The sequence below is a fragment of the Thermobaculum terrenum ATCC BAA-798 genome (assembly GCF_000025005.1).
Classification (GTDB): domain Bacteria; phylum Chloroflexota; class Chloroflexia; order Thermobaculales; family Thermobaculaceae; genus Thermobaculum; species Thermobaculum terrenum.
Map to the genome: position 1 here is coordinate 1,726,656 of NC_013525.1, position 24,656 is coordinate 1,751,311.

General features: G+C 46.6%; 19 protein-coding genes and 1 tRNA gene. 3 read left to right on the forward strand and 17 right to left on the reverse strand.

Going from position 1 to position 24,656, the window contains the following annotated elements; translation table 11 throughout:
* Positions 1-3: 3 nt before the first annotated feature.
* The gene (locus TTER_RS08115; RefSeq protein WP_012875535.1) at positions 4-2,958 is read right to left on the reverse strand and encodes a TAT-variant-translocated molybdopterin oxidoreductase; all 2,955 of its coding nucleotides are present in this window, start codon (positions 2,956-2,958) and stop codon (positions 4-6) included.
* Between the two features lie 24 nt (positions 2,959-2,982).
* On the reverse strand, positions 2,983-3,633 hold the full coding sequence (locus TTER_RS08120) for a cytochrome c3 family protein (protein WP_012875536.1): 651 nt from the start codon (positions 3,631-3,633) through the stop codon (positions 2,983-2,985).
* A 263-nt stretch (positions 3,634-3,896) separates the two neighbouring features.
* Here TTER_RS08120 and TTER_RS08125 point away from each other — a divergent pair.
* From TTER_RS08125 to TTER_RS08135, 3 genes are all read left to right on the forward strand, one after another.
* Positions 3,897-3,969: transfer RNA gene (locus tag TTER_RS08125), tRNA-Lys, on the forward strand.
* A gap of 637 nt (positions 3,970-4,606) precedes the next feature.
* The gene (locus tag TTER_RS08130) at positions 4,607-5,875 is read left to right on the forward strand and encodes a glycosyltransferase family 39 protein (protein ID WP_169302654.1); all 1,269 of its coding nucleotides are present in this window, start codon (positions 4,607-4,609) and stop codon (positions 5,873-5,875) included.
* Positions 5,862-6,626 carry a menaquinone biosynthetic enzyme MqnA/MqnD family protein gene (locus TTER_RS08135; RefSeq protein ID WP_012875538.1) on the forward strand — a complete coding sequence of 255 codons (765 nt, stop codon included), beginning with the start codon at positions 5,862-5,864 and terminating at the stop codon, positions 6,624-6,626. Before TTER_RS08130 ends, TTER_RS08135 begins: the two co-directional genes overlap by 14 nt.
* Before the next feature lie 98 nt (positions 6,627-6,724).
* Here the strand turns inward: TTER_RS08135 and TTER_RS08140 are convergent, their stop codons facing one another.
* From TTER_RS08140 to TTER_RS08215, 15 genes are all read right to left on the reverse strand, one after another.
* Positions 6,725-8,413 carry an arylsulfotransferase family protein gene (locus TTER_RS08140; RefSeq protein WP_012875539.1) on the reverse strand — a complete coding sequence of 563 codons (1,689 nt, stop codon included), beginning with the start codon at positions 8,411-8,413 and terminating at the stop codon, positions 6,725-6,727.
* Positions 8,414-8,548: 135 nt separating this feature from the next.
* On the reverse strand, positions 8,549-9,649 hold the full coding sequence (ftsZ, locus tag TTER_RS08150) for a cell division protein FtsZ (protein WP_049823040.1): 1,101 nt from the start codon (positions 9,647-9,649) through the stop codon (positions 8,549-8,551).
* A 60-nt stretch (positions 9,650-9,709) separates the two neighbouring features.
* A complete protein-coding gene (ftsA, locus tag TTER_RS08155; RefSeq protein ID WP_012875541.1) occupies positions 9,710-10,960 on the reverse strand; it encodes a cell division protein FtsA in 1,251 nt (416 codons plus the stop codon).
* Between the two features lie 111 nt (positions 10,961-11,071).
* On the reverse strand, positions 11,072-11,809 hold the full coding sequence (locus TTER_RS08160; protein WP_169302655.1) for a cell division protein FtsQ/DivIB: 738 nt from the start codon (positions 11,807-11,809) through the stop codon (positions 11,072-11,074).
* A 34-nt stretch (positions 11,810-11,843) separates the two neighbouring features.
* Positions 11,844-12,932, reverse strand: a complete 1,089-nt coding sequence (locus TTER_RS08165; protein ID WP_012875543.1) for a D-alanine--D-alanine ligase — start codon at positions 12,930-12,932, stop codon at positions 11,844-11,846.
* A complete protein-coding gene (gene murB, locus TTER_RS08170) occupies positions 12,932-13,837 on the reverse strand; it encodes a UDP-N-acetylmuramate dehydrogenase (RefSeq protein WP_012875544.1) in 906 nt (301 codons plus the stop codon). Before murB ends, TTER_RS08165 begins: the two co-directional genes overlap by 1 nt.
* A gap of 2 nt (positions 13,838-13,839) precedes the next feature.
* On the reverse strand, positions 13,840-15,198 hold the full coding sequence (gene murC, locus TTER_RS08175; protein ID WP_012875545.1) for a UDP-N-acetylmuramate--L-alanine ligase: 1,359 nt from the start codon (positions 15,196-15,198) through the stop codon (positions 13,840-13,842).
* Between the two features lie 5 nt (positions 15,199-15,203).
* Entirely contained in the window at positions 15,204-15,815 is a 612-nt protein-coding gene (locus TTER_RS08180; protein ID WP_012875546.1) for a hypothetical protein, read from the reverse strand.
* Entirely contained in the window at positions 15,812-17,002 is a 1,191-nt protein-coding gene (gene ftsW / locus TTER_RS08185) for a putative lipid II flippase FtsW (protein WP_012875547.1), read from the reverse strand. The genes TTER_RS08180 and ftsW overlap by 4 nt, the downstream gene beginning before the upstream one ends.
* Positions 16,995-18,419, reverse strand: a complete 1,425-nt coding sequence (murD, locus tag TTER_RS08190; protein WP_012875548.1) for a UDP-N-acetylmuramoyl-L-alanine--D-glutamate ligase — start codon at positions 18,417-18,419, stop codon at positions 16,995-16,997. Before murD ends, ftsW begins: the two co-directional genes overlap by 8 nt.
* A 34-nt stretch (positions 18,420-18,453) precedes the next feature.
* Positions 18,454-19,497, reverse strand: coding sequence for a lipid II:glycine glycyltransferase FemX (locus TTER_RS08195; protein WP_012875549.1), 1,044 nt, complete (start codon positions 19,495-19,497; stop codon positions 18,454-18,456).
* 28 nt (positions 19,498-19,525) lie between these two features.
* The gene (gene murJ, locus TTER_RS08200; RefSeq protein WP_012875550.1) at positions 19,526-21,070 is read right to left on the reverse strand and encodes a murein biosynthesis integral membrane protein MurJ; all 1,545 of its coding nucleotides are present in this window, start codon (positions 21,068-21,070) and stop codon (positions 19,526-19,528) included.
* 20 nt (positions 21,071-21,090) lie between these two features.
* On the reverse strand, positions 21,091-22,203 hold the full coding sequence (locus TTER_RS08205) for a lipid II:glycine glycyltransferase FemX (RefSeq protein ID WP_012875551.1): 1,113 nt from the start codon (positions 22,201-22,203) through the stop codon (positions 21,091-21,093).
* Between the two features lie 28 nt (positions 22,204-22,231).
* Positions 22,232-23,266: a phospho-N-acetylmuramoyl-pentapeptide-transferase gene (mraY, locus tag TTER_RS08210; protein ID WP_012875552.1), complete on the reverse strand. Its 1,035-nt coding sequence runs from the start codon at positions 23,264-23,266 to the stop codon at positions 22,232-22,234.
* On the reverse strand, positions 23,263-24,654 hold the full coding sequence (locus TTER_RS08215) for a UDP-N-acetylmuramoyl-tripeptide--D-alanyl-D-alanine ligase (RefSeq protein WP_012875553.1): 1,392 nt from the start codon (positions 24,652-24,654) through the stop codon (positions 23,263-23,265). Before TTER_RS08215 ends, mraY begins: the two co-directional genes overlap by 4 nt.
* Positions 24,655-24,656: the final 2 nt, after the last annotated feature.

Consider the following 24,656-nt stretch of genomic DNA (forward strand, 5'->3'; position numbering starts at 1 on the left):
GGCTTACTCCTGTTCCAACTGCGGGTTGGGATTCCGTAAAGGTGCAAGATAGCTGATTCTAGGATTGGTATTCAGCTCCCCTAGCACCTTATATGCCCTTGGATCTTTTTGCATCCTAGCCGCCTGACTATCCTGATTGAGATCTCCAAAGACAATGGCATTGGTCGGACACACAGCCTGACAGGCTGTAAGGACCTCATCTGGGCCAATTCTTCGGTTATGCACCTCCGCATTTATTCTTGCTGCGTTGACCCTCTGCACACAGAATGTACACTTCTCCATTACACCGCGCTCACGCACGGTTACATCTGGATTGTACATCAACTTCAAGCTAGGCACATTCTTATTTATGTACTGCAAGAAGTTGAACCGCCTGACCTTCCAGGCGCAGTTGTTAGCACAGTATCTTGTACCCACACACCTGTTATAAGTCATTTCATTTATACCTTCAGGGCTGTGGGTTGTGGCAGCTACTGGGCATACATACTCACATGGAGCTCGCTCGCAGTGCTGACACATCATTGGCTGATAGAAGGTATGCGGGTTGGAAGCTTCACCTGAGAAATAGGTATCTATGCGCAGCCAATGCATCTCACGAGAGTTACGTACGTTCTTCTTACCAACTACAGCTATATTGTTCTCTGACTGGCAGGCTATCACACATGCATTACAGCCTATACAGGCATTCATATCGATAGCCATACCCCACTTATAGCTGTTATACACATAATCAGGGTAGAACGAAGGAGGAGTTCCGTGTTCCTCTTCATACTCTTCCACAAAATGCGGGTTCTTCTTGAATTCCTCCAAGGTGGCAGTACGCATTATGTTTCTGCCTTCTATGCTAAAGTGCCCCTGAGTAATAGCTAGAAGATACCTACCACCCGTCCTCCGCACCTGGAGGCCGGAAGCTTGCCACTGAGATTCCGAAGAACGTAAAGCATAAGCGTTGAATCCGTAACCATTACCTACACTACCTGCCTGAGTTCTTCCATAACCCAAGTACACTGTCACTGTATCGTCAGGATGGCCAGGTAGTATAAGAGCAGCTATCTCGAGTTTCTTGCCATCAAGTGTTAACTCGACGACATCCTCGTTTTTAATACCCAGTCTATTGGCAGTACCGGGACTAAATAGTGCGGCATTGTCCCAGGTAAGCTTCGTGAGGGGCTTTGGAAGCTCCTGCAACCAACCATTATTAGCAAACCGACCATCATAGATATTAGGATCAGGCCTGAAAACAATCTCCATGCCTTCGCTGGATTCCTGATTTAGAGAGGATAATGATTGCTCCCATCCAGACCGAAGGCTGACCTGCTGTGCTTCTCTGGCAGAACCCCTAATAAAACCATCATGTACCGATCTACGCCAGCTTTCTTCGAAAGACTGACTCATCTGAGGTTGTTTCTGCCAATACTGCCTAACCAAATCATAAGGTTCAGCACTACCATTACCAGCTAATAGAGCTATTACTTCGTGTGCTGTTTTGCCTCCGTACAGAGGATCTATCATTGGTTGAATTATGGAGGCAGTACCATCAAAAGCCAGAGCATCGCTCCAGGACTCTAAATAGTGAGCCTCGGGAATCATCCACTTGCTTAGTGCAGCAGTCTCATCATTATGTAGACCTACATATACCGACAGGTCTACTTGACGAAGAGCATCCGCAAAACCAAGGGAAGGCGGAGTAGTATATACAGGATTACCCCCTAACATCACTAGCAGGTTGACATTACCACCCCTGATGTCATTAACAAGATCGGAGGCAGTCCTCTTTTGATCAGGTAGGAAAACAGTTGGCTGGATAAAGCGTAGGGTCTGTCCTATGTTGCCAAGAGATTGGTTGATAGCATACGCCAAGGCATGCAACTCAGGGGGCTGATAAGGGCCAACTATAACTACACTGCTCCCCCTATGGTTCTGGAGATCAGCAACAATAGCATCAACCCAACGGGATTCCTCGCCTTCAATGTTCCCCTGGACATTTACTCCAAGTCTTGCAGCGATAGCTTGTGCAATCTGTGGTATCCTGCTTGGGCGTACAGGAAGTCTATGATCAGCCTTGGCACCAGTTACAGAGAAGGTACTCTCTATGGAGTACAAGCGGTTCATCTCACCCGATTCGCCAGAGACTCTTCTCTTCTGAGCAAAGTCGTGAGCATATCGTACGTTACCTGGCAGATCAAGCAAGAAGTCAGAATCCAAAGCAACTATTACATCAGCCTTAGTGAAATCATACACAGGCTGCAGAGGCTGCCCGAAGGCTATTCTTGCTCCCTCAATAGCATGATCTGTATCGGCAGGTTCATGGACGTACCACCTAGCCTGAGGGAGATCCTGCAATAGAGACTGAATCTGATTTGCTAGAGTGGGAGAGGTTACCATGCCGGTCATTATTGCCAGACCAGCCCCATTTCGGTTCTTGATGCCATCCATAGCTTGGCTGATCTGCCCGACGAAGTTCCCCCAGGAAGCTATGTTGTTGCCATAGGTGATTGTCTTTGCTCTGTCGGGATCATATAGGTTCAAGATAGAAGCTTGAGCAAAATGATCGGTAGCCCCCAAGCTTGCAGGATGATCAGGATTACCCTCTATCTTAGTTGGGCGCCCTTCATGAGTCTCCACCAAGAGCCCAATTACACTTGAAGCTAAAGGCATCGCAGTAGCATAGAACAAGGGCACGCCGGGGACTATGTTTTCCGGTTGCACTACGTAGGGAACTATTTTCTCGGCTGGCCTTGGGCCGCACGCGGTTATACCGGCCAATGCTAGTGAAGCGCCCATGAGCTTAATAAAATCCCTCCTGCTCATGGAGCTAAGCCACTCGGAAGCTCTTTCGGGGAACTCCCTGTGAAGATACTGCTTGAACTCTTCAGAGTCAGCTAGCTCGTCCAGGCTCCTCCAGAACTGTTTACCTCTAGAATTGCCCAGCTTAGATTTTAGAGTTTCCAGATCCATACCAACCTTCCCACAACTTTTTCTTTAGCGATGACAGACAGAACAGCTAGTCTTGCTCTGGATACCATATCTCTTCACCAGCTCATGACCAAGCTCTAGCTGGTTAGCTGGCGGAGTCCATTCCATGTTGAACACCTCGCTCTTGGGACGTACATACTTGGCGGGGTTAGCATGGCAATCCAAGCACCAACCCATGTTGAGGGGAGTAACCTTGTAGGTGAGCTGCATCTTATCCACACGGCCGTGGCAGGTGGAGCAACCTATGCCTTTGGCTATGTGTATGCTGTGGTTGAAATACACAAACTCTGGAAGATCGTATACCCTCTTCCACTCTATTGGTTTGCCAGTCTCGTAGCTTTCTCTAACCGGAGCTAGAAGTGGGCTGTTAGTCCATATCTGGGAGTGACAGTTCATACAGGTCTTGGTGGGGGGGATACCAGCAAAGGAAGATGTTTCTACAGAAGTATGACAGTACCTACAGTCTATACCATCTCCACCCACATGGTGGGCATGGCTGAAGGGTACTGGTTGAGCAGGGGTAAAGTCAATACGGGTGGCATAGTTAGACCTAACCATCACATATGCCACACCTGCAATAACAGCAAGAGCAAACACTACACCAAAGATACTAGCTCGTGCAAAGGCATTAGCGCTGCGATGAAATACCTGTGCCATATCCGCTCTCTTTCCAGATATATTTTCAACTACTTTGGCTTTTACTTAGTAAAAGGCCCCTCACATGACCTTTACAAGAGAACCCTAGATCCCGAAACTTGTGTAGGTTTTGCAAGCTCAATCAGACTCCGCCGCATTATAGAACCCAGCTGCTATAAGATGCAAGTCAAACTACAGAATTTGTGAAAAATATCACTAATACATAGTACTAAGCTATCCACTAGGGATTAAACAATTGCTTTCTTTTCTGTTATACTCTTTTTGGGCCGCTAGCTCAACTGGCAGAGCAACTGACTTTTAATCAGTGGGTTCAGGGTTCGAGTCCCTGGCGGCTCACCCAGGAGTATCTTGAGTTCATACATTTGAGATAGCAAAACATTACACTACCACTGCTTTCTTTCTAGTTAGATAATGCAAAAAGCTGATCTTTATCTAGCTCACCCCCGTTACTCCATAGGTTTTGCGTAACATAGCCGTAAAGATAAAATAGAACTAACTGATTGTATTGACTTAAGAGTCATTACCTACACCTACGTTCCCCAGGAGCCGGGTTAACCCCCATAAAGCCTAAACTTAGCATAGCTACTAGAACTACAATGCAATAAAACTATCTGCATAGTTTTTATAAGCAAAGCTGCTAGATAGGCGAAATAGAGTTACAAAGATCTATATGGCAGCTCAACAGCCATGGGAATCAATAAATTCGGGAAGACCCAACATACTCTTGTAATAATGATTATCTGCAACTAAGGTTGCACATACAGTGCCATAATCTGCAAGTACAGCTTCTGTTGCTATACTTATTGAGATGACAGCAAGAGTTACCAATCAAGACTCAAAGACAAACAGAGCCACGGCTATTCCCGGTGCAATCACTAGGGCAGAGTATATTTATCTCATCATCCTAGTGATAGTGTGCTCAATAGCTCTTGGAGTCCGACTCTACCGACTAGGATCATTTCCAGCTAACCTGATGGCCGATGAGGCGGACAATCTTGGTGTTATATACACCATCTTAGCCCACAGTGGACCTGGACCGTTCGGGTTAGATTGGAAGCCATCTCCAGCCTTCTCCATGTGGGTTGCCTCAATATTTGTCTATTTCGCTAAGAACGACCTTCTAGGTTTAAGGCTGCCAAGCGCCCTATTTAGCATGCTGGCTTTACCAATTACTTATCTTCTATACAGGCGATACATTCATCCAGTAGCAGCCATATTAGCCCTCACTCTAATGAGCTTTAGTGTCTGGTATCTCAATTTCTCCCGCTCCGGATGGGAAAACATCAATGTAGTTCTAATTACCTCCCTAGCCTTGCTCCTATTGCACAAGGCCTTGGAAAAGAAACAGTGGAAATGGTGGATCTTAACAGGTTTCACCGCATCCTTGGGGCTATATTCTTACTTCTCTGGCAGGGCAATCCTACTGTCTCTTATAGCCTACACCCCAATAGCTATCTTACTGCATAGAAAACAGGTGACCAGGATTGTTGCAGGGTATGGACTGCTTATAATCACTGCCATAGCACTATTTATCCCTCAACTCCCCTCGATAGCAGCAGACCCCGCTAGATTCAATATAAGAGCCGAAAGGGTAAGTGTGCTCAATGCAGCTGACGATGGGTATTTTGGTCACTATGGTATTGGGAGCATATTGCTTTATCAAATCCAACGCAATGCAAGGTTCTTCTTTGATGGAAGTGTTATGGGAGGTCCTGCATATAGCCCCCCTGAGCAACCCCTGAAAGATACAAGACCTAGATACTCTCCATTTGGTAAACCCCTGCTGGATCCAGCAGCAGCATTACTATTTGCTCTTGGCATGATACTATCACTCTTCTGTCTCCGAAATTCAGCTCTCTGGTGGGTAGCGTTACTCGTGCCGTGGTTCTTCACCCAAGTGCTATCTATCAATACCCCGGATGCAGCACGGGGTATAGGCATGATCCCTTCCATATACTTTTTCGTCGGATTAGCTCTAGACAAAATAATTGCAGTTTTTAAGAACAAAAAGGCTAGAAGTGTAGCAATAGTAATATCGACCTTCATCGTTGCATCTGTCTCAATATGGAACACTATAGAATACTTCAACTGGGCCTCTAGTCCTGAATTTCTTGAAGCCAGAGAACCGGCAGTTCCTCTAAGTCAATTCGAGCAATGGAGCAAAGTACAGCAGCAGAGAGCCCAAGAACATTTACCACCACTAACCGTAACCGAATGGAAGGAAATTCATGGAGACAACTGAAATCACCATAGCACTCAAATCTGATCATATTCATATGCCTCTGCTTTGGTTGCTTGAGTCCGGATGGTTGACCAATGATATGCATTCCTTAGTGGTAAAAGATGATTTGCAAGCGATTGAAGCAATAAAATCAGGCGAGGCCACAGTAGGACTCATTGACCCTTTCGCCCTGGAGAAAGAGAATATTGACAACTTGAGAGCCATGATGCTCTGTACGGATGCTCAAGCGCCAGATATCCTGGCCGTAAGTGCAAAGAGGCTTGACGAGATCGACTATTACCAATTATCCCCTGATTTTTATAACACTCTCTATGAGCACCTAGTAGACCATCTGATGAGGGAGTACTACGGTATACAAAACAGATACGAGCAGGACTCAACAACCTTGGAATCGGTAGAGCTGGCAAGGATACTTATAGGCAAAGAAGCTCTGGAAATTACCGAAGAATATGAGTACACGGAAAACCTTTGCCTAGCTTGGTGGATAATGCACGGCACGCCGCTGGTCAGGTCTGTATTATACGTTCCAGAACAACACTTGGGAGTGCAACACATAATAAATAGTAAGCTAAATATATTGTCAGACTTTTTGGATCAACAAGGACCAACGATAGCTCGTGAGGTATCAAATACCACAGGCATCACATTAGATAAATGGGAAGTACTAATCAATTCCTTAACACTAACCACCAACGAGCAAGCTAGGAAAGGACTAAGACAGCTTTTGTCCTTGAGTAAGAGCAAGAGATAAGTTGCCAGTACCCTCAAGGACTATTTAGCTTAGTAGTTTATTTATAGTTCAATCTTGATTAGAAGATAGATGCCAACTTTTACAGGAATGGCTAAAGACTAATCTCTACCCATGTTCGTTATCTTGACTACTGATGACTTCCCTATCACGTTTCCATTTTCATCTAGAGCTCTAACCGCAAAGTATTGTTTATTAGTCTTGAGGAGGATGGCTGTTTCAAATCCCATCTTTGGAGATACGCCTAAAGACATCAAGCTACCTGGAGTATTACCCGCCAGTACCTCCCAGTTGTGGACACTCGTAGCACCATTCCAACTAACGTATATAGTTACCTTATCTTGACTTCGATTACGCTGTGCGGCAATTCTAGGAGCACTTTCCGGCTCACCAGACCACTCAAATCTATATGATCGATAGTTATCATAACTTGTCGGTAGCTGAGCATCAAACAAAAGGTTCCCCTCCTGGTCAAATTCAGAGAAGAAAGGCTCCGATCCCCAACCTATAAACACATGACCGTTCGATAAAATTTGCATATTACCTTGGGTCATAGAAAGGATTCTATCCGGATGTATATACTCCTTCACAAGTTCAACCCTTTTGGATTGCTCATCAACCCTAAGGACAAGCCCACGAGATTTCCCATTCTTCCTTGAATCTGCAACATTATCAAACAAGGTAATAGTACCATCAGGTTGGCGACGCACATCATGTTGATAAGCAAACTTGGCTTTGGATTCGAAAGTAAAGTCGCTCTTCTTACCTCCCAGCCTCCAAATGATGTTGCCAGTATCTCGATCGATCTTATAAGCAGCCCATGTATGCCTTGCAGAGACTAACAAGTTACCATCTTTATCTAGAGCTATAGAGTTAGCATGGAAGTAATCGTAACGCTGGCCCGAATTCTTAGGCACAGGAATATAAGATTCATCTAGCCCTACATGATCCAAGCTATGCCACTCAAAAAGCACTCTACCGGATTCTATATCCACCTCCTGTACAATACCATCTATTACATGGGTGTTCTTCACTCCTCCTAAGTCCGACAGATCCTTAGTAACAGGATGATAAATTAAGAACAAGGCTGTTCCTTCTGGAGTAATCAGAAATTCATGGAGATCCCCATAATAACCATTTCCTGCCTTGACTCTAGCTATCTCCTTATAGTGCATATTCATTATCACGAAATCACCCTTTCCACTCCCCAATTTCATATCCAACGCTCCCTCCCACCAAGTAAGTACAGGGTTACCCTTATAATTCTGTACCTTGAAATCTAGAACACGCTTACCAGCTCTCATGGGGAGAAACCACACCACCTCACCCTGGTTATCAACAATCATGGGGCCGGACTGACCAGGGCCCTTCTTAGGTGCTATAAAGATATAACCATACGCCATGGATTTAGAAGAGGCTCGAACAGTGACGTTAGGTGGTTTTATATCTGGTCGAGAGAAAAAGTATCTAACCTTACCACGTCCTATAATCCTGTTTACTTTCCTTACATCTACTATATAACGTGAATTGACCTGCTCTATCGGGGTCGGTTCAGAGATAGCAGTAGGGCTAGGTTGCATAAGCTGCTGTTTGGGAGTTGGTACCACCTCAGGAGTAGGTGATGACAAGGTGACCAAAGCTGTAGGTGATGGCAGTAGTCTAGATGCATTAGTGGTAACTGAGATTGGTGGGGTTTGCGAATTATTTCTTCCACCCGAGCCGCAACTACTAACCAGTAGGGTCACAGCTAGGATAAGAACATACAACCTGATCGCTAGAAATGACCTCATAACCCTACTCTCCTTCCAAATATGACAATTACTCTAAGATGATACTTAAAAATCACTTTTTATACTTTTATGAAGGTATAAAAATTAGGGGGTGGTGCAGTTGCACCACCCCCTAATCAAAATTTTTCTTTTGCTCTACCTCTGTCTGAGGCGGAGAAATGCCGGTATATCATAGTCCTCCTGTGCTGGAGGCTTTTGGGTTTGTGGCTCCTTCTGGATAGAAACCGGTTTGTTGCTTGGAACTCGCTTGACGTTATCGAACCCTGTGGCTATAAGCGTGATCTTGACCTCATCCTGCAGCCTATTGTCTATAACGTGACCGAATATGATGTTTGCCTCCGGATCTGCCGCTTCTTGTATAAGTTGGGCGGCTTCATGTAGTTCGAGCATTCCCAGGTCTTCGCTGCCCGTTATGTTGAAGAGGACACCTTTAGCGCCCTCTATAGATAGCTCCAGAAGCGGGCTTTCTATAGCAGCTCGCGCTGCCTCTACTGCTCTATTTTCTCCGGTTCCCCTGCCAATCGCCATCAATGCAGATCCAGCATTGCTCATGATGGCCTTTACATCAGCGAAGTCACAGTTGATATTGCCATGTTCTGTAATAAGTTCGCTTATACCTTGGATAGCCTGCCTGAGTACGTCGTCCGCCATGTGGAATGCTTCCTTGACGGTAGTCCGCTTCTCGACCAGCTGAAGAATCCTGTCGTTAGGTATAACTATCAGGGTATCCACATGCTCCTTCAGACGCTGTATACCTTCCTCTGCAACAGCTCGCCTCTTGGAACCCTCAAAGGAGAACGGCCGCGTTACTACCCCTACGGTAAGCGCTCCTACATCACGCGCTATCTGAGCCACAATGGGGGAAGCCCCGGTGCCAGTACCGCCACCCATACCAGCCGTTATGAAAACCATATCAGCACCTTTAAGGGCATCATAGATCTCATCCTGGCTCTCCTCTGCTGCCTTAGCCCCTACTGATGGATCTCCGCCAGCGCCCAGCCCCTTAGTCAACTTATCTCCTATAGATATCCTGACGTCGGCTTCAGAGTGAAGAATATCCTGTGCGTCTGTATTCATAACAATGAATTCGACATCCTTAACTTCCGCATCTATCATGCGGCTAACGGCGTTTCCCCCGGCTCCGCCTACACCAATGACTTTTATAACGGCTAGACGATTGCTATCAGCAAAGGATGAGTAGGATGACTGGCTATCGCTTCTAACGAGTTTATGGATGTTCTCTTCCGGACCCACTGGCATTTCTCCTCTAACAAAATACTGTTTATCCAAAATTTCTTATGGTAAAAATTCTCTGAACCAGCCTACCAGTTTTGCGGCCCCAGAGCGACGCTCAGGTAGTTTACTTAACCTAGAAGCGGCAGCCTCTGACCTAAAGCGCCACAATGGGAGCCCTACCGATGTGGAAAAAGCCGGATTGTGTACGGCTTCTGATAACCCCGACAACCCCTCGGGGGCTCCTAGTCTCACAGGCATATCAAGTACCTTCTCAGCCTTATCAACTATGCCCTTGAGTTGGGCCGTGCCTCCTGTTAGAACGGCACCAGCCGGCACCATATCATCATATCCGCTACGTCTTAGCTCACTCAAGACCAAGGCAAAAATCTCACTGATTCGAGAGTCAACTATCTCATTCACGAGGTTTCGGGATACGGTCTTATATTCTCCATCAGATAATCCCTCCACCCTCAACGTAGAACCCAAACCAGGTAGAGAACTCGAATTCAACTCCTCCTCGCCAGATACATCCGCTGATTCTACCTTAATTTTCTCTGCTACGTCTGTCTTTATCCCCAAAACTATTGAGAGGTCATTAGTTATGTTATTACCTCCCAGAGGTATTACAGCGGTGTGCCATATAGCATCTTCAACAAAGATAGCCACGTCGGTGGTACCACCACCAATATCTATAAGCATAACTCCCAGATCACGTTCAGGCTCTGTGAGCACAGAACAACTGCTTGCCAAAGGCTGTAATACAAGATCGTCAACTTCCAATCCAACTCTATGGATCACCTTCAACAGGTTCTGTACAGCCCCTACATGAGCAGCAATCACATGAGCATCAACTTCCAGCTTAAAGCCGCTAAGCCCAACTGGATCTTTGATGCCACCATTACCATCCACCTCATATTGGCGAGGTATGACATGAAGCACTTCTTTCTGAGGTGGCAGATCTATATGGCGAGCAGACTGTAGTACTTTCTCTACATCAGCGGCATCTATGTACCCACCGTCCGGGAGTAGGAGCTCTCCATGACTCTGTAAACAACTAACATGAGCCCCAGATATACCAACTATGGCTGAGCCTATCTTATAACCTGATAGTCGCTCTGCCTTATCTACTGAGCTTGCCAAAGCCTCGGTAGCAGCATCAATATCTGTAATTACACCCTTGGATATGCCCTGGCTTGAGGAGAGTCCTACGCCAAGCACCTTCATTGGGGCATCTTCGGCAACCTCTACCACCAAAGTACATACCTTGGTGGTGCCTATATCGATGCCAACCATTACCTTAGGCTTCGGCATAACCCACTCCCATAAAGGCTAAAGGGCTGTTGTCGAATGGAAGTTATTATCGTGGATGCCGACAGTATAGCATGTATTCCAATGCATGTGTGATAAGAAATTTACTCAATTTTAACTTTTTCGCAGCCTATAATAGGGAGTTGCAGGTGTACTCACGTCAATAAATGACACGTCACCCAAAGTTAGTATCTTAGACAATATAGCCACCTTGGCTTCAAGCCTGTCGTCATCGCCTACTACAGCGGTCCATCCGGCAGAAGATATTACCTCGTATCCCACACCTGGTGTGTATTTGACCTTCTCCACACTGGCCCTTATATCCTCAGGGAGACCTGAAAACAAAGTGAGAGTGGAAGCAACTAGCTTAGGATCCAAGGTGCTTCCTGGATGTACATCACCCTTGGTGTTAGCCTCCAGGAGAGGCATCCTTGGTGTAGCAGACACCTCTTCCAGGACTTTACCAGAACTGTCCACAAGGAATTTACTCCCACCAGACATCCAAACTATGGCAGGTTGCCTCTCAACTATATCGATGTAAACCCTATTAGATAACCCTCTGCTAACCTTAGCAGTATCTACATAGGGAATATCCCTTAGTCTGGCTTCTACCTCACCGGTATTCAAGGTGAGAATATTTGCACCTAATATTCCAGATCTTTGAATCACATAGCTCTCTGTTAGATGGCTTACCCCCCTAACCTTAACCTCCTGAACCCGCAATAGGTCAGAGTTATAAGCCTGCCAAAGGAGAATCAAAGCACCAATAAATCCCAGCACAAGGGAAAGTCTCAGAAGCTTTTGCTTCCAACTCAGCTTCGGCTTTACATGAGACCTATCCTTAGCAAGCAAACTCGCCAACACAGACCATATGAAAGTGGTCATCCTATGAAGCCTCCCAGAGGGGGATAACCCTATGCTGCTTATCAGCATGCCTCTCCATAGCTAGATCCAACAGTTTCCTCACAAGATCAGGATAGGATAGCCCGGAAGCTTCCCATAGCTTAGGATACATACTAATAGGGGTGAATCCTGGTATCGTATTTATCTCGTTTACGAGGACTTTATTTTCGCTAGTTAGGAAAAAATCTACTCTTGCCAGACCTGCAGCATCCACTGCCTTGAAGGCTCTGACTGCGTAATCTCTAATTTCATCAGAAACACTTGGTGGTATATCTGCTGGAATGATAGTCTTGGAGGATTCGCTTATATATTTGGCTTCGAATGTATAAAATTCGTCTCCTGGTAGTATCTCTCCAACAACAGATGCCCTGGGGTAATCGTTTCCGAGAACCGCACATTCGAGCTCTCTAGCCTCAACTCCCTGTTCGACTATCAGCCTGCGATCATACTTTGAGGCTAATTCTAGTGCCTGCAGTAAGGAGCTTCTATCTTTAGCTTTTGTAATTCCTATGCTTGACCCAAGATTTGCAGGTTTGACGAAAACTGGATACTCAAGCTCTGATTCAATCTTAGAAATAATGCCTTCAGGGTCGGAGAGCCAATCACTTCTCAGTATCCCCAGGTATCTTGTGATCGGTAGCCCCTCAGACTCAAACATCTTCTTCATAGCTATCTTGTCCATGCTCAGGGAGGAGCCCAACACCCCAGAACCAACATATGGTACGTTAACTAACTCAAGAAAGCCCTGAACAGTGCCATCTTCCCCATAAGGGCCATGCAGCAGGGGAAAGACTACATCAACAGCGCTCAAGGCTTCAGGAACACTCCTAGGCTGTGAATCTACAGGGACTATATCCCTAACATCCGAATCGCCGGCAAAGAGAGCAGAGGAAGCGAGCATCTTGACCGCCTCCTCACCAACCTTCCAAGTCCCCTCTCTAGTGATACCACAAGGGAGAATGTCTATATCGCTATCTTTGAGCGCCTTCATCATAGATATAGCGCTAGCTACCGACACATCGTGTTCTGCTGATCTCCCACCGAACAACAGAAGTAACCTGTACCTCTTCACTACCAATCTCCCTTGAACTCTATCTCTGTCTCAAGCCTTATACCTTTTCTTTCCAATACCAAATCTCGAATCGTTTCCACCAGGTCTCTAATATCAGAGGCAGTGGCATTACCAGTATTTATGATATAGTTAGCGTGCTTTGGAGATACCATTGCACCACCAACTCGAAGTCCCTTCAGACCCGCTGATTCTATAATGGCTCCAGCGTAATTACCTGGTGGGTTTTTGAAAGTCGATCCTATACTCGGCTCTACTGGTTCTTTGCGCTTTCTCTCCATAAGAAAGTGCCTAATCTTGATGTTGATAAGGTTCGGGTCAGATCTAAACACCCTGTAGCGGGCTCTTATCACCGCCGCAATCTCGATCTCCCCTCGCTTGATCGCACTGCTCCTATATTGAAAAGCAAGCTCTTCATTAGTAAGAGTTATAAACTCTCCTCTGAGATCTATTGCATCAATATCTACCAGGCGCTCCGCCGTGTCACCACCGTAAGCACCTGCATTACCTACAACAGCACCCCCCACTGTCCCAGGAATACCCACTCCCCACTCCAGGCCCGCTAGCCCAAGCGAAGCAAGCTTCTTAGCGGCAGTTGGAAGAAAAGTACCGGCATCAAGCTCGACTATGACCTGATCATCCTCTTCCCGGACGACTCTTACATCTCTACTTATGGAATTTATGACAAGTCCGTTAAAGCCTGCGTCAGCAACTACGATATTGCTACCAGACCCAATTACCATAAAAGGCATATTCTCTGCTATAGCCCAACGGACAGCATTGAGTAGTTCCTCACTCCCCCTGACACGAGTAAACAACCTTGCAGGACCACCGACCTTGACTGAGGTATGTTTCCAAAGGGGTTCATTATACTCTATTTTCGGGGTAACCATTTGACTAGGACTCAAAGCTACATTTCTCCGAACTCTTCCAAGATCTTAGGGCCAAGATTAGTTACATCCCCAGCCCCCATAGTAATCAGTACAGAGTTGTCAACTAAGAACCTAGGTATAATTTGGGAAGCCTCCTCTACATTCCCAACGCGCTCAGAGTTATTACCTATCATCTTTAGCAATGTATCTAGATCAAGGTCCGGATCCGGTTGCTCGCGAGCAGCATATACATCCAGCAAGAATACTTTATCTGCTAACTTGAGAGCTTCAGCAAAGTGAGCTAGGAATGTCTTGGTACGACTGTATGTATGTGGCTGAAATGCTACAAATATCTGGCGACCTGGATAATATTCGCGGGCCGCACTAATGGTTGCTGCTATCTCCGTAGGATGATGGGCATAGTCGTCCAGCACAATTACGCCCTTAGACTCGCCTTTATACTCAAACCTTCTCTTTACACCACGAAACTCTTGTATAGCTGATTTTACGCCCTCAGGCGAAGCACTTGCATTTATGCCCACTGCCACAGCACCAACTATATTTATCAAGTTATGCCTGCCAGGCAAGCTGGTTTTGAGCCCCTCAAGCATGAAGTCCGGGCCAATTATGTCAAAACATGTAACGCCGCCAACTTTCCTGGTTACTCGAGCCGACCAGTCACAACCGCCTTCAACACCATAAGTCTGATAATACAAGCGACTTGCGGATGCTATACCCTTTACAACCTCCATAGCTAGCCTGCTCTCTTTACAAACGAAGACTTTCCCGTCAGGCTTCATACCCCTGAGAAAACTGGAGAAAGCATCAACAAGCTCGCATTCCGTAGGGAAAATGTCTGGGTGATCGTGCTCTATATTAGTTATCACAGCTAGCTCCGGATGCAGCCATAAAAAAGATCGAGCATACTCATCTGCTTCGGCAACCATCCATTCATCCTTGCCGTAGCGTCCACCGATCTCCCACCCCACTGGCACACCACCCACTAATACAGTGGGATCAACACCACTCCTAATCAATATCTCAGCGACGAGGGCTGTTGTAGTGGTCTTACCATGGGTGCCGGCAATAGCAATGCCTTTTTTGCCATTCATCAGCTGACCGAGTAGCTCTGCCCTATCAACTACCTTGAGACCCTTTTCGACAGCTGATAGCACCTCGGAAGTATTCATCACAGGCTTAGTCACTACCACACAATCCACGCCGTCAAGGTGACTTTCATCATGACCTTGCCAGATTGTTACTCCCTTACGCTCCAACTCAGCAGTCTGGGCGTTCAACACACGATCACAACCAGTAACCACCTCACCTGCGCCGACTAATATGCCGGCAAGAGAGCTCATACCACTACCACCAATACCTACGAAGTGGACTTTCACTTCGACTATCCCCTAAACCTCGACAATCTGGACAAACCCCACACGAATAGTAGCACTATTACGGCGAGTGCCACATAATAGCTCCACTGCGAAAGCATGGAGGGCTCAGGCAAAGGTGGTACTTTGATACTTAATCCCCTTTCTGAACCAGGAAACAATAGGAGGTTATGTACCCTCCTTGGGCCCAGTATATCTACAGCCCTTTGACCAACGATAGCCAGCACAAACAGTATGTTTCCTGCACCTATAAGGGCTCCCAGAAATCTAGAAAGCCTCTCCTCTGAGGGTGAACGTAAATAACCTCCCATCCAATAAGCAGCATAGAGGGAAATTATTAGGAATGCTATTCGTAAAAGGGTTTGAGGCATCCCATCGATCATGTCCCTCAAATTAGCACCATGTATACCTAATGCCACTAGAAGCTTTGTCAAAAATCCGGATACTAGCCTTATTAAGTGCAAGAAGAGCTCATTTAGTTTATCAAAAGCCACCAGAAGGAATATGAGGGCGCAAGCGGTTACAAGCTCACACATGAAAGTCCTTCGGTAACCATAATAGGCGCCAATTCCTAGTATTGGGGCTAACAGAGCTACTGCAGGTAGTGTCCACTCCATCATGACATTCCTCTGCGCAACAGCAACTTGCGTCTACGTAGTTCCTTTCTGTCCTCAACAACAGGCTGAGCGTACTTACTAAGGTTTAACAAGATGCCTACTGCGGACATTAATACAACTAGTGAGGACCCACCAAAAGATATAAATGGCATTGGAACACCTGTGAAAGGTACTGTAAGAGTGACCACTCCAATATTCAGAAAGGACTGGAAAACTATCCAAGTAGTTATGCCAGTGGCCATGAGTGATCCGAAAGCATCAGGAGATCTAAGAGCAGTCCTAAAGCCATGGACTGCCACTACTATAATGAGAATTAATACAAACACTGCCCCCACAAATCCCAACTCATCACCAATTACCGCCATAATGGAGTCCGTGTGGGCCTCGGGTAACCAGCCAAACTTCTGCCTGCTGGCTCCAAGTCCCTCACCTATTAGACCTCCTGAGCCCAAGGTAAACAGAGACTGTATTGGATGAAATCCCAAGCCATTGGGGTCCTTCCACGGATCGAGGAAAATAGTTAACCTGTTCAATCTGTAGCTTTCCTCTATGATCAAAACCAAAAAGGCAGCAAAGGCCAAAGCTGCTCCCGCAAGTAGCTGCATTATCTTGGCTCCTGCACAGAACAGCATTACCCCACCTATCATGGCGAATACAATAGAAGTCCCCATGTCAGGTTCAAGCATTATTAGCCCTATTATGAACCCCAGAATAATACCGAATGGTATGAGCCCATACCAAAGATTACGTACTTTCTCCCCTTTTTGAGATAGCCAATCAGCTGCATATGTAATGAAAACTATCTTTGCGAACTCACTGGGCTGCGCGCTCAATGGACCCAGGCGTATCCACCTATGTGCACCGTTTATCTCCGGAGCTATGGAGTCGGGAGCAAACACGACAAAGGCTAAAGCCAATAGAGCCACAATCATAAGGGGCACACTGTATCTACGCCAACACTGATAGTTAATCTTGCTGGTAATAAACAAAGCTAAGCTACCAATACAAAGCCAGATGAGGTGCCTGATCAAAAAATAATTGGGAGACAACCCATTCATATAGGCACCAACGAAACTTGAGCTGTAAATCATTACGGTTCCAAGAGCTACTAAGCCTACGACAGGCGCCAAGATCCACTTATCAATAGGTCCTGCATCTATGAACTTGGGCCTGACGGTAGTGTTAGCCATGCTGAGTCCCTTTCCCTTCCATCTTGTGCACTAGATCTTTAAATAACTGCCCCCTGTGGAACTCGTTTCTGAACATTCCAAAGCTCGCACAGGCAGGAGACAGCAAAACCGTGTGACCAGGTCTAGCTACGCTTCTTGCTGCCTCTAGTGCAGATTCTAAGCTAGAAAAGGTCCCAACTATTAGCTCAGGGCACCTTTTGTTAATTGCTGTTTGCAAATCCGCAGTAGCAGAGCCTTCCAAGAGAACGACACGAACCTTCTTCTGGCATATAAAATCAGCTAGTTCGTCAAAGGGCACATTTTTGGAGGCTCCCCCAGCCAGTAACACTACTTCACCTTCTACAGCCTTAAGGGCCGCGATCGTAGATGCCGGCACAGTGCTTGTGGTATCGTTGATGTACTTTACTCCATCAATGACCGATACTAGCTCCAACCTATCAGGAAGCCCCTTGAAAGTCCTAAGACCTTCTACAATAAATTCATCTGGTATGTTCATGGCTGAGGCTAATACGGCAGCAGCAAGAGCATTCATCCTGTTGTGCTCTCCTGGTAGCTGGAGCTCGTGCACTTGGAGGAGTTTCCTAGTACTACCCGTCTCATCAACTAGATAGATGTAATCGTTATCTATATAACCACCTGGCTTAACATGGCTTGAACGACTAAACCATCTAACCTGAGCCAGGCAATCTTCCACGAAACGTGACACAATAGGGTCATCGTAGTTGAACACAGCATAGTCAGTAGTCTTCTGGTTGCGATATATCCACCTCTTGCTGTTGTAGTAAGCCTCGAAGCTGGGATATCTGTTGAGGTGATCGTAAGATATATTCGTGATACAGCTTACATGTGGAGCTTCGCCACCAACTTCGAAAGCCTCTAGCTGCCAACTAGATAGTTCGAGGATGACAGGGGTATCTTCACTGATCTGAGGCAGCATACTCAGGGCAGAAACTCTGAGATTTCCGGCCACTACTGTGTCGGGACGCCAAAGCTTACTGATATGTCCTAACCAGGAGGTAGTTGTGCTCTTGCCCTTAGAGCCAGTAATGGCGGTAATCGGAGCTGGACAATAACGCCAGAATAGGTTCATCTCCATCAGCACAGGAATCCCATTCTCCCGCGCTAGTTCGAGCCATTTGGACTCTCTGGGCACAGCAGGATTGCGTACTATGAAATCTGCTGAGAGGATATCCTCAGGTCTATGCTCCCCCAGCACATATCTAATATCCAAATCCTTCAAGGCTTCTAAGCTCTCAGCCAACTCACTTTCTGGTCTCAAATCCGTTACAGTGACTTCTGCGCCATGCTCAGCAAGGAACCTAGCTACTCCAAGTGCTCCTCCGTGTACGCCTAATCCAAGCACCAGAGCTTTTTTCCCCTCAAGATCCTTATAAGCCTCTTCGATCCTAGTACCCATATACAGCTCCCTCGAAAGAGTATTTAGCTATAAACTACTCACTCTCTGCTCCTCTTAGCCTAAACCAAGCAAGATACAAGGGTCGAATATAAGGGTAGTCTAGAGCAGGGGGATATATAACTGCTTCCCTGCCAAAATGTCGCTTGAAGCCATAGACACCCCATAGACCCTCGTTTTGCCCACTAATATCCGGAGAACCACTTGTAGGATTCTTAAATTCCCGAGCAGCTTTTAAAGGAACTCCCCAGAGATCGTACGTTTTACAGCCTTTCATGGCACACCATTGCATGGCCTTCCACTGCAGCAGGTAGTTAGGATATTTATCCCTATGATCAGTTTTTGAAGCAGCATACAGATACACGCCATAATTACCGAAGGCTATCGTGAACACTCCGGCTATGACTTCTCCCTGCCACTCTGCCAGGATGAGCTTACCGAGGTCTTTTCCTACAAACTGCTGGTATACATCCTTGTAATAGTCATAAGCGTGTATCCCGAATCTTGCTCTGCTGGAAGTCTCCTCCAATAGATCATAGAAGACCTTGACATCCTCCAAAGAACCTTCCCTGGTGGTAACACCCAATTTCTCAGACTGCCTTACGTAGTATCGGGTCTTAGATCTCATGGACTTAAGAATTGCCTCTTCACCAACAGAAAGATCAACCGTTAGGGTTGCTCGAGGTTGTATAGTGTTCTCGCTGATAACAGCGCCCTCTAGCAGTCGAGCCCAAGGCACTTCCCTTGGAGGTTCAATACGAATAAAGATCGCGTGATTAGCCCTGGCCACCTTATGTAGACCGTAGATAAATTTATCTAATTCATCGCCTTCAGCCTTTCCGACCGGTCCTCTGGGTACGTAAGCTACAGTGAGGCCGAAAAGCTTTCTGAATAGCACCTGTGCAGCTAACACAGGGGTGTCATCTTTAATAAGCGCTAGCCGAAGGGGAAACCAGCCGTGCCCGCGCTTGACTTCTCCCCACTCCCAGCTCTGCAAGAAATTACCCCCATATGACGAGACAAATCTATCCCAGAGATCTCTATCTGCTATAAAGCTAATATCCATTAGTTCTTTAGACACCTATCATCTCCCAACTATAAGCAAGTGTTCACTTTCTTAGAACCATATTGAGTACTACTCTCACCTCACTTTGCCCTAGCGCAGTGCTGACACCTAGATACCCTCCTGCAGCAACCGCAATAACAATAAGTAGCCTAACAAGGAAGTCAGGGAAAGAAAGTAAATGATAATTCACTACCCATGGTCTAAGGAGAATAAGTAGTCCACCCATAAGAACAGTAGCAATACAGCACTTGAGCAAGAAGTTTATCATCTCCGAATCGATCCATTCACCTACACGTGATCTAAGCAGGTAGGAGAGGGCCAGGACCTGAACTATCGTCGCAAGTGAAAAGGCAAATGCCAGTCCACGTAGCCCAAGCGGCCCAACAAGTATGAACGAGACAAATATGTCCAGCAACACCGTTACCAAGGCTACCTTCAGAGGGGTAAGCGTATCTTGCAAAGCATAAAATGCCCGAGGAAGCATGTCTACAAGAGCATATGCCCACATCCCGACAGCGAAGAAGAAGAATGGTTGTGCAGTTAGTAAAGTATCCTCTCTGGTGAACTTACCACGCTCGAATAAAAGCGCAATAATAGGCTCTCTTAGAAGCATCATACCTACACTAGCGGGCAATATAAAGAATATAACACCCTTGACAGCACGCTTGAGAACGCTCTTGTATGCGGCTATATCCATAGCACCTGCTTCTCTTGACAAGGCTGGAAACGCTGCCGTAGCCACACTAGTACCAAATAAGCTGACTGGCAGAGCAAACAGAAGCGAAGCCACTCTAAATGCTGTTACTCTACCGGTACCCAAACCCGCAGCTAGGTATAATGCCACCATGGTATTGACTTGCACTGCAGCTTGGCCAACTATTCGAGGGGCAAGCAGGATAAATGTACGTCTAACATGTTGGTTTGCGAACGGTGGCTGCCATCTTGTAGATAATCCCATTTGCAGGAGAAAAGGGAGTTGAATAAGAAAGAACAAAACAGCTCCCACCACCACGCCAATGGCAACTGCGTCAATTCCCAGCCATCTTGAGAAAAGCAACGTAGAAACAATTATGCTGATGTTGTAGATAATAGGACCAATTGCGGGTACAAGGAACCGATCAAACGACTGGAGCACTGCAGTGGCTACGCTAGCTAGCAGTAGAAAGAGCGGTTGGAATACTACCAGACGCAATAGCTCTGTAGTCTTCTGAACTACATAAGGGTCGTGCGATCTTCTGGCAATTCCATAGGCAACTATCTGAGGTGCGAATATCCACACTAAAAGTATGAGGACTACGGCTATAGATACAGTAGTCCACATTACCCCACTAGCCATATCCCAGGCTTCATCATCCCCATGACTCTGAATCAATCGGGTAAAAACAGGGATAAAAGCTGCACTAAACGCGCCACCTGACATTAGTATGAAGAGCAGATCCGGCACTTGAAGGGCTAGCAGATAGGCATCGTAGTCCCTTCCAGGGCCAATCAAGGCTAGGATAACCTGATCTCGTACCAGTCCAAGCACACGACTAAGTACGAAAGCCACAGCCATTATGAAAGCAAACCTAGCAAGACGAGCAGTCAAGTCTATAAACAGCTCCAGTATTAGTAGAAGTTATCGTTCTTGAGGCGCATATACAGCCTGTAATAGAGTGGCTCAAAGTTATACCAGGCCCAAGCGCGGAGCTTATTGACGTGTAGATCGTATATGCCGAGGAACTCAACTATCTCTCCACCAAAACCACTCTTGAATCGGTAGAGCCCCCACATCGGATCACTTTCATTTAGGTTATCTGGGTTAGGTATGGCCACCATGTCGTAGTAGGTAAGTCCCTGGGACTTAGCCCAACGCATAACTTCCCACTGCAATAAGTAAGTGGGCATTAGGTTCCGCTTCTCATTACTTGAAGCACCTATCATATACCAATACTTGTGCCCGAAGGTATAAACTACCATTCCTGCCAATCTTTCACCCTCGTGTTCGGCGAAGAAGAAATGTGCTCTGCCTGCTTCCTTCATCTTCGTCCAGGCAGCCATGTAGTAACTCTTGGGCCTAAGCACAAAGCCGTCCCTTTCAGCAGTGATCCTGTGAAGGTTATATAGGTCCTCTAATGCCTGTGGAGTATCATCCTCAACAATACGCACGCCCTTCTTCTGAGCCAACCTTATGTTGTAGCGTGTCTTGCCCTTCATACGAGCCAACATCTCATCTTCCGATGGGGTAAGATCCACCACCATCGTGGTCTTAAACTGCAAGTCATATCGAGCCTTTCTAAATCCCAGGTCCTTGAGGATACCTTTGACTTGCTCATTCTTTTCTAGAACCTCTGGCTCAATTTTTACCGTATGTGCATTCTCACGCTTGGCAACTGTGACTACACCTTTGAAGAAAGTGCGCACCGCATCCTCATCATCCCAAGGTATCCATGGACCCTTAGGACAGTACATAACATGTCCCCCAACGAATGGTGTCTTGCGCACTAGAAACTGCCCAACCCCTACTACCTTGCCGCTATCACTCAAGGTCAAGCGCACTGGTTTCCAACCATACCTGCTTTTGTGCTCGCCCCATTCGTAGCTCTGAAGAATGTGTCCACCTCCGGGGCTGTCCTCAAGCCACTTGTCCCATTGTTCCCGGGTAGCACTTCTGGTCTCGGTGACCTCATATTTTCTCGTGCGAGTTGAGCGTAGTCTCTCCACAGTATTGATATCCGCCATCGATCTCCTTCCAGAAAATTCAAACTTGCTATGAGAGTGCTAGAGCAACACCTACTAAAGCTGCTGCTACACCCACGATCCAAAACCGCATAGCTATCTGAGTCTCTGCCCAACCCTTGAGTTCGAAATGGTTATGCAAGGGAGCCATCCTGAACAGCCTCTTACCTCCTGTCAGCTTGAAATAACCAACCTGCAGGATCACGCTCAGGGTAATAGCGACAAACATAAGGCCAATAATAGGCAGCAGGAGCCACTGGCCAGTCATGAGCGCTACAACGGCTAATAGAGCTCCTAAGGAAAGCGCCCCTGTATCTCCCATTATCACCTCGGCAGGATGAGCGTTATACCACAGAAAAGCTAGAAGAGCTCCTATCGTCGTAAAGCATAGAGTGACTATGTACCTTTGTCCCTGTAGGAAAGCGATTATGCCGTAAGCAGCAAAGCTCAAAGCTAATAACCCGCCTGCTAAAGTATCTAATCCATCACTTAGATTCACAGCGTTGCTGGTAGCCACAATAACAAATATAGCTATGGGTATATAGAAAACACCAATAGGCACCTTTCCATAAAATGGTATATACATGCTATCTAGCTCAAACCAATAGTGAAGAACTATGCCAGCGCCAGTTGCTATGACCGTTAGCCAGAGAAACTTGAATCTAGCCGTAAGTCCGCTGCTCTTTCCACCGCTCAAATTGAGTAAGTCATCAATAGCGCCCAGAGTACCACAGGCAAGAACAACTAGCAGTGGCAGTATCAGGGATCGCCTCTCGTAGATCCACCAGTATCTTACGTTGAAGATCGCGTTGACGAGGAACACGCCTAACCAAATCATGATCCCACCCATTGTCGGTGTTCCTTCCTTTACAAGGTGGGTCTGTGGCCCCTCAATCCTGATCTTCTTACCTATACCACGCCTTCTGAGTTCATTGATAATAGGTCTGCCAATAATTAAGGTGACCAGGAACGTCAGGGCCGACAACAGCAAAGCCTCACGCATCACCTCGATGCGTGCCAGCTTTACCTCGGTCTGAAACATGCTGAGGAGGGCTAGGGGTATCATTGGACCACCTCATTCTGAACGGTAAGAGCGGCAACAAGCTTATCCAGAGAAACTATCCTTGAAGCCTTTACGAGTACTACATCGCCCTCATGTAAGTCTCTCTTCAGCACATCTATCGCTTCCTGGTAATCCTTCAAGGTCACCACATCACCCGGATTCATCCCCGCCTGCAAAGCGCCTCTAGCTATTATCTGTGCAAGTTCGCCAACCGTATAGAGCTTGTCGCAGACCTCAGCAGCTCTAGCGCCTACTTTCAAGTGCCCCTCTTCCGTAAAGTGCCCAAGCTCCGCCATATCTCCTAAGACAGCTATCCTATGCCCCTCGATATCATTCAGCAAATTAAGAGCTGCGAGCATAGATGTTGGGTTAGCGTTGTAAGTATCGTCTAAGATGGTGCTACCATTGATGCCCTTGTTAACTATCAACCTAAGACCAGGTGGTAACTCCTTGATTGCATGTACTATCTCCTGGTCTTCCATTCCCATCACGTGCGCTACCGCAACGCTAGCCAATATCGTATGCACGCTATGCCTACCAAGTAGGGGTGCCTTAACCTGATAAGACCTATCGCCTATGTGTAGGACGAACCTTATTCCGTTCAGACCCTCACTTACGACATCAGTTGCTCGTATATAGGACTCTTCATCGAGTCCATACCAAACCACGTGTGCTTTAGTTACATCAGCCATGGCCTTGACGCGGTGGTCGTCTCTATTCAAGATTGCAAAACCTTCGGAGGGAAGAGATCTAACAAGCTCAGACTTGTTCTCAGCAATCCTCTCCAGGCTTCCCATGCGGCCTATGTGAGCATAACCCACTACTATGACCACCCCTATAAAAGGCTTGGCTATAGAACATAGATACTCTATCTCTCCCATCCTATAGGCACCACCCATTTCAAGAACAGCAACCTCCACCTCGGGTGTTAGCCCAAGTAGAGTAAGAGGTAGTCCTATCTCGTTGTTATAGCTCTTTTGGCTACGAAGAGTTACGAACTTTCTGCTGAGGATCGAAGCAGTCACCTCTTTAGTGCTTGTTTTACCAACACTTCCGGTAATGCCTATAGTTTTAGCAGGCATTTTATTGCGCCAATAGGCAGCTAGCTTGCCAAGTGCTAAGACAGTGTCATCGACTTCAAGTGCTAAGACGCTCTCTGGGATTTGGATGGATGGGGTTCTACTCAGCACTAACGCCTGAGCACCCCTTGATACTGCATCCTGAATATAATCATGACCATCGACCCGCTCGCCTTTAATAGCGATAAAGACATCGCCCTTCTTAACAAGACGAGAGTCGGTGGTTATATCACCGACTTCTCTTTCAAGATCGAGTGTAGAACCAGAAAGTATTTTCCCGTTCGTCCCCTCTTTTATGTCACGCAACTTCATAC